The sequence below is a fragment of the Streptomyces sp. YIM 98790 genome (assembly GCF_011421595.1).
Taxonomy (GTDB): domain Bacteria; phylum Actinomycetota; class Actinomycetes; order Streptomycetales; family Streptomycetaceae; genus Streptomyces.
Genome location: NZ_WTLH01000261.1, coordinates 1 through 6,460, shown reverse-complemented (window position 1 = coordinate 6,460; position 6,460 = coordinate 1). Strand labels below are relative to the sequence as shown.

Genomic DNA, 6,460 nt, shown 5'->3' with positions numbered 1-6,460 from the left:
GCCGGGGGCGCCGCGCCGCGGGGCAGCAGGACGGCGGCGAGCAGGGCGGCCAGCAGGGCGACGGCGCCGGAGAGCGCCATCACCAGCACCATGCCGTCCACGAACGCCCGGTCCGCGGAGGCGGCCAGGGCCGGGCCGCCGCCCAGCTCGGCGACCCGGTGGGCCGACATCACCGACTCCCGCGCCGCCTCGGCCGCCGCCGCGGGCAGTCCGGCCGTGTCCACCCGGCCGGCGTAGGTCTGGGCCAGCACACTGCCCAGCAGCGCCACCCCGATCGCCCCGCCCGTCTGCCGGAGCGTCATCAGCAGGCCGGAGCCGCGGCCGGAGACGTCCGGCGGCAGCGCGCCCAGGGCCGCGTCCATGGCCGGCACCAGCGCCAGGCCCACCCCCAGACCGGTGACGGACAGCCACACCGCGGTCGGCATGTAGCCCGACTCCACGGTCGTGGAAGCGGCCAGGAAGGAGGCGAAGGCGAGCAGCACCAGCCCGGTGACCACCATGCCGCGGGCTCCGAACCGCGCCACCAGCGGCTGCGAGGCGCGTGCCGCGACCAGCAGCCCGGCCATCATCGGCATCAGCCGCAGCCCGGTGCCGAAGGCGTCGTACCCCAGCACGGTCTGCAGATACTGCGGCAGCAGGAACAGCAGCCCGGTGAGCACCAGCGTGATCAGGGTGGCGGTCAGCGCGTTCCAGCGGAAGGCACGGTCGGCGAGCAGCTTCAGGTCCAGCATGGGCTGCTCGCGGCGGCGCTCGCGCAGCACCAGCCCGGCCAGCAGCGGCACGGAGAGCGCCAGGGCGCCGGACACCCGGGGGTCGTCCCAGCCGCGCCCCGGGCCCTCGATCAGGCCGTAGACCAGGGCGGCCAGCCCGGTGACGGTGAACAGGCCGCTGAGCGCGTCCACCCGGGGCGTGTTCCGGTCGCGGGTCTCCGGCAGCAGGAGCAGGCAGGCGGCCGTGCCCAGTGCCACCAGCGGGACGTTGACCAGGAAGACCGATCCCCACCAGTAGTGGTCCAGCAGCCAGCCGCCGATCAGCGGGCCGAGCGGCATGCCGGCCGCCAGCCCGGCGGTGACGGCGGCGACCGCCTTGCCGCGCTCCTCCGGCCCGAACAGCGCGGGCAGCACGGCCACCGCGAGGGGGGCGACGAAGGCGGCGCCGACGCCCATCACCGTGCGGGCGGCGATCACCTCGCCGGGGCTGCCGGCCAGCACCCCGAGCAGTGAGCCGGCCAGCAGGACCAGCAGCCCGGCGATGAGCATCAGCCGGCGTCCGAAGCGGTCGCCCAGCAGGCCGGCCGGGAGCATGAGGGCCGCGAAGACCACCAGGAAGGCGTCCACGATCCACTGCAGCTGGCCGGTGGTCGCGCCCAGGTCCGCCGCCATGGTGGGCAGCGCGACGTTGAGGATGGTCACGTCGAAGCCCAGGACCAGGACGCTGACGACCAGCGCGGCCAGGGCCCACCAGCGGCGCGGGTTGTCCCGGCTCCCGGCGGCGGTGCCGGTGCCGGTGCCGGGGCGGGGAGCGGCGGGGGACGAGTCGGCGTTCATACGGCACCTCCGAGAGTAACTCTCAGATCAGAGTAACTCTCAAGAGAGAGCAGCTGTCAAATTCCCGGCGCCGTGTCATGCCGTGCCGCGCCCTGCCCTGCCGTGCCCTGCGGTGGGCGACCGCGTAAACGCCGGTAACACTGCGAGTGGTGCTGCTCACTTGAGCGTGCGCTAGACACGGACGTGCACACCTGACAGCATCAGATGAGCGTGGTCGATACCGGATGAGCGCACGCGGCATCCGGATCGCAGCCCCCACGGGGTCGATTCAGTCGTGCCAAAACGGATATGTGTGCAGATATCCGACAGAACACCCTCACCCTTGGAGCGAGACGTGGCGCCCACAACGACGGCTCCCACCACCACCCCGGCCCCCACCAAGCACAAGGAACTCCTCGCCTGGGTCGACGAGATCGCGGCCCTCACCCAGCCGGCCCGCGTCGTCTGGTGCGACGGATCCGAAGAGGAGTACCACCGCCTCTGCGAGGAGCTGGTGAGCCGGGGAACGTTCCGCAAACTGAACCCCGAGAAGCGCCCCCGCTCCTACTACGCAGCCTCCGACCCGACCGACGTCGCCCGGGTCGAGGACCGCACCTTCATCTGCTCGGAGCGCGAAGAGGACGCCGGACCGACCAACCACTGGATGGACCCCGCGGCGATGCGGGACGTCTTCTCCGGCCCCGACGGACTCTTCCGCGGCTCGATGCGCGGGCGGACCATGTACGTGGTGCCGTTCTGCATGGGCCCGCTCGGCTCCCCGCTCTCGGCCCTGGGCGTGGAGATCACCGACTCCGCCTACGTCGCGGTCTCCATGCGCACCATGACCCGGATGGGCCGCGCGGTGCTGGAACAGCTCGGTGAGAACGGCCGGTTCGTGCGCGCCGTGCACTCCGTCGGCGCGCCGCTCGCCGAGGGCCAGGCCGACGTCCCCTGGCCGTGCAACTCCACCAAGTACATCTCGCACTTCCCCGAGGACCGGGAGATCTGGTCCTACGGCTCCGGCTACGGCGGCAACGCACTGCTGGGCAAGAAGTGCTACGCGCTGCGCATCGCCTCGGTCATGGCCCGCGACGAGGGCTGGCTGGCCGAGCACATGCTCATCCTCAAGCTCACCCCGCCCGAGGGCGAGGTCCGGTACGTGGCCGCGGCCTTCCCCTCCGCCTGCGGCAAGACCAACCTCGCCATGCTCCAGCCGACCGTGCCCGGCTGGAAGGTGGAGACCATCGGTGACGACATCGCCTGGATGCGCTTCGGCGAGGACGGCCGCCTCTACGCCATCAACCCGGAGGCCGGGTTCTTCGGCGTGGCGCCCGGCACCGGCGAACACACCAACGCCAACGCCATGCGCACCCTGTGGGGCAACGCCATCTTCACCAACGTCGCCCTCACCGACGACAACGACGTGTGGTGGGAGGAGATGACGCCGGAGCCCCCGGCGCATCTGACCGACTGGAAGGGCAACGACTGGACGCCGCGGACCCCGACCCCGGCCGCCCACCCCAACGCCCGGTTCACCGTGCCGGCCGCGCAGTGCCCGATCATCGCGCCGGAGTGGGAGGACCCCAGGGGCGTGCCGATCTCGGCGATCCTCTTCGGCGGGCGCAGGGCCACGGCCGTGCCCCTGGTCACCGAGTCCTTCGGCTGGCAGCACGGCGTCTTCCTGGGCGCCAACGTGGCCTCCGAGAAGACCGCGGCGGCCGAGGGCACGGTCGGCGAACTGCGCCGCGACCCGTTCGCCATGCTGCCCTTCTGCGGCTACAACATGGGCGACTACTTCGCCCACTGGCTGCGCATGGGCGAGCGCACGGACGCGGACAAGCTGCCGCGCATCTACTACGTCAACTGGTTCAAGAAGGACACCGACGGGCGGTTCGTCTGGCCCGGATTCGGCGAGAACAGCCGGGTCCTGAAGTGGATCGTGGAGCGGCTCAACGGGCGCGCCGAGGGCGTGGAGACGCCGATCGGCGTGCTGCCCGCGCCGGGCGCCCTGGACACCGAGGGCCTGGACATCAGCCAGGAGGACCTGGACTTCCTGCTGACCGTCGACCGCGAGGCCTGGCGGCAGGAGGCCGCGCTCATCCCCGGGCACCTCAGCACCTTCGGCGACCACACGCCCAAGGAGCTGTGGGAGGAGTACCGGAATCTGGTCGACCGGCTCGGCTGACCCCTCACCCAGTCGCAGCCGGCGGTTCCACGGCCCCGCACAACGGCGTGCGGGGCCTTTCCGGTGCCCGGAAAGCCATCCCAGCCGGGGGAGAAACCGCAGGCGGGGCAGGGGGTGGTGTCCCAGTGTCCCGGGTGGCGGGGAGCCCGTTGACGCCGTCGCACGGCGCGTGGGAAACCTTGCTGCACGGCCCGGTGCCACGGGGGAGCACCGGGCCGCCCGTCCACACGACGGGCGCTGCGGGGCTGCGGGGCTGCGGGCCGCTGCGGGCGCCGCCGGTGTCCGCCGGCATCGCCGGGCCGGGCGCCGCCGGCGCTGCCGGGACCGTCAGACCTGGCTGTAGCCGTCGAGGAAGGCGCCGATCCGGGTGATGGCGTCGGCCAGTTCCTCGGCCCGGGGGAGGGTGACGATCCGGAAGTGGTCCGGCTCCGGCCAGTTGAAGCCCGTGCCCTGCACGATCATGATCTTCTCGGCGCGCAGCAGATCCAGCACCATCTGCCGGTCGTCCTTGATCTTGTAGACCTTCGGATCCAGCCGCGGGAAGGCGTACAGCGCACCCTTGGGTTTGACGCAGGTCACCCCCGGGATGCTGGTGAGCTTCTCGTGGGCCACATCGCGCTGCTCCAGGATGCGTCCGCCCGGCAGCACCAGATCCTCGATGGACTGCCGCCCGCCCAGCGCGGCAGCCACGGTGTGCTGGGCGGGCACATTCGCGCACAGCCGCATGTTGGCCAGGATGGTCAGGCCCTCGATGTAGCTGGCGGCGTGGTCCTTGGGGCCGCAGACGGCGAGCCAGCCGCAGCGGTAGCCGGCCACCCGGTAGTTCTTGGAGAGCCCGTTGAAGGTCAGGGTCAGCAGATCGGGCGCCGTCGCGGCGGTCGGGGTGTGCGTGACGCCGTCGTAGAGAATCCTGTCGTAGATCTCGTCCGAGCAGACCACGAGCTGGTGCCGGCGCGCGATCTCGGTCAGCTCGCGCAGCATCTCCTCGCTGTAGACCGCGCCGGTCGGGTTGTTCGGGTTGATGATCACCAGCGCCTTGGTGCGGTCGGTGATCTTCTGCTCCAGGTCGGCCAGGTCCGGCATCCAGTCGGACTGCTCGTCGCAGCGGTAGTGCACGGCGGTGCCGCCGGAGAGCGCCACCGCGGCCGTCCACAGCGGGTAGTCCGGGGCGGGCACCAGCACCTCGTCGCCGTCGTCCAGCAGGGCCTGCATGGCCATCTGGATCAGCTCGGAGACGCCGTTGCCGAGGTAGATGTCCTCGACCGAGAGATAGATGCCCTTGGTCTGGTAGTGCTGCTGGACCGCGCGGCGGGCGGAGAGCAGGCCCTTGGCGTCGCCGTAGCCGTGGGCGCTGCCCACGTTCCGCAGGATGTCCTCCAGGATCTCCGGCGGGCACTCGAAGCCGAACGCGGCGGGGTTGCCGGTGTTCAGCTTCAGAATGCGGTGACCTGCTGCCTCCAGCCGCATTGCCTCCTCGAGAACCGGGCCGCGGATCTCGTAGCAGACATTGGCGAGCTTGGTTGACTGGATCACCTGCATGCTGCACACCCTACGGGCCCGTAACGCCGGGCGCTCCGTGTTTTCGGCCACCCGGGTGGGGTGGGCGGGAGCCGCCCCGGGTACCCGCGCGCCCGGAGCCACGGAACCCGCGAACGGACGGGGGCAGTGGTACGGGCAGTACGGAAGGTGCCGGAGGGAGCGGGCCATGCGGCGCAAACCGGAGCAAGCAGTACACCGGGCCCTCCGGCCGGGCCGGCGCGCGGAGAACGCCGTGGTGGTGATCACCGGCGCGTCCAGCGGCATCGGACGGGCCACCGCCGTGGCCTTCGCCCGCCGCGGGGCCCGGCCGGTGCTGGCCGCCCGCCGGGAGGAGGCGCTGTGGGAGACCGCCCGGGAGTGCGCGGGCCGGCGCGGCGCCCGGGACGGCGGACGCATCCTGGTGCTGCCCACCGATGTGACCGACCCGGGAGCGGTGCAGGAGCTGGCCCGCCGCACCCTGGCCCACTTCGGCCGCATCGACGTCTGGGTCAACTGCGCCGCGGTCACCGCCTTCGGCCGCTTCGCCGATGTGCCGCTGGCCGACGTGCGCCGGGTGCTGGAGGTGAACGTGCTGGGCACGGTGCACGCGGCCCGCGCGGTGCTGCCGGTGCTGCGCGCGCAGCGGCGGGGCACCCTGGTCAACGTCTCCTCGGTGGTCGGCGTGGTCAGCCAGCCCTACGCACACGCCTATGCCATGTCCAAGGCGGCGGTGCGGGCCCTGGGCTCCGGGCTGCGGCAGGAGCTGTGGCTGGACGGCGAGCACGGCATCAGCGTGTGCACCGTCCTGCCGTCCAGCATCGACACCCCGATCTACGCCCACGGCGCCAACCACACCGGCCACCGGATCGTCCCGATCCCCCCGGTCTACCCGCCGGAACGGGTCGCCCGGGTGATCGTGGAACTGGCCCGCGCGCCGCGCCCGGAGACCGTGGTCGGCGGCTCCGGACGGGGCCTGACCCTGGAGTCCCGGGTCTCGGTCGGCGCCGCGGAGAAGACCATGGCGCACCAGACCGGGCACCGGATGCTGCGGCCGGCCCCCGACGGGCCGGCGCCGGACAGCGCGGGCAATCTGTATGTGCCGACACCCGGCACCGGGAGCGCGCACGGCGGCTGGGGCGCCGGCAGGCGTGCGGCGCGGCGGCTGGCCGCCGCCGCGGCCGTCACAGGGGTCGCCGTGGGTCTCGGGCGCAGCATCCGGCACAGCCGCTGA

Annotated in this window: 4 protein-coding genes; 2 read left to right on the top strand and 2 right to left on the bottom strand. The window is 72.5% G+C overall.

Annotation, left to right across the window (positions count from 1 at the left end):
• A partial coding sequence (locus GQS09_RS26185) for a DHA2 family efflux MFS transporter permease subunit (RefSeq protein ID WP_165990020.1) occupies nt 1-1,547 on the bottom strand: 1,547 nt, incomplete at its 3' end.
• A gap of 322 nt (nt 1,548-1,869) precedes the next feature.
• Between GQS09_RS26185 and GQS09_RS26180 the strand changes: the two genes are divergently transcribed.
• Nucleotides 1,870-3,711 (top strand): phosphoenolpyruvate carboxykinase (GTP), encoded by a 1,842-nt coding sequence (locus GQS09_RS26180; RefSeq protein WP_165990019.1) that lies wholly within the window; start codon nt 1,870-1,872, stop codon nt 3,709-3,711.
• 327 nt (nt 3,712-4,038) lie between these two features.
• Here GQS09_RS26180 and GQS09_RS26175 read toward each other — a convergent pair whose 3' ends face one another.
• Nucleotides 4,039-5,250 (bottom strand): pyridoxal phosphate-dependent aminotransferase, encoded by a 1,212-nt coding sequence (locus tag GQS09_RS26175; protein WP_165990018.1) that lies wholly within the window; start codon nt 5,248-5,250, stop codon nt 4,039-4,041.
• A 166-nt stretch (nt 5,251-5,416) separates the two neighbouring features.
• Between GQS09_RS26175 and GQS09_RS26170 the strand changes: the two genes are divergently transcribed.
• Complete coding sequence (locus tag GQS09_RS26170; RefSeq protein ID WP_165990017.1) at nt 5,417-6,460, top strand: SDR family NAD(P)-dependent oxidoreductase; 1,044 nt, start codon at nt 5,417-5,419, stop codon at nt 6,458-6,460.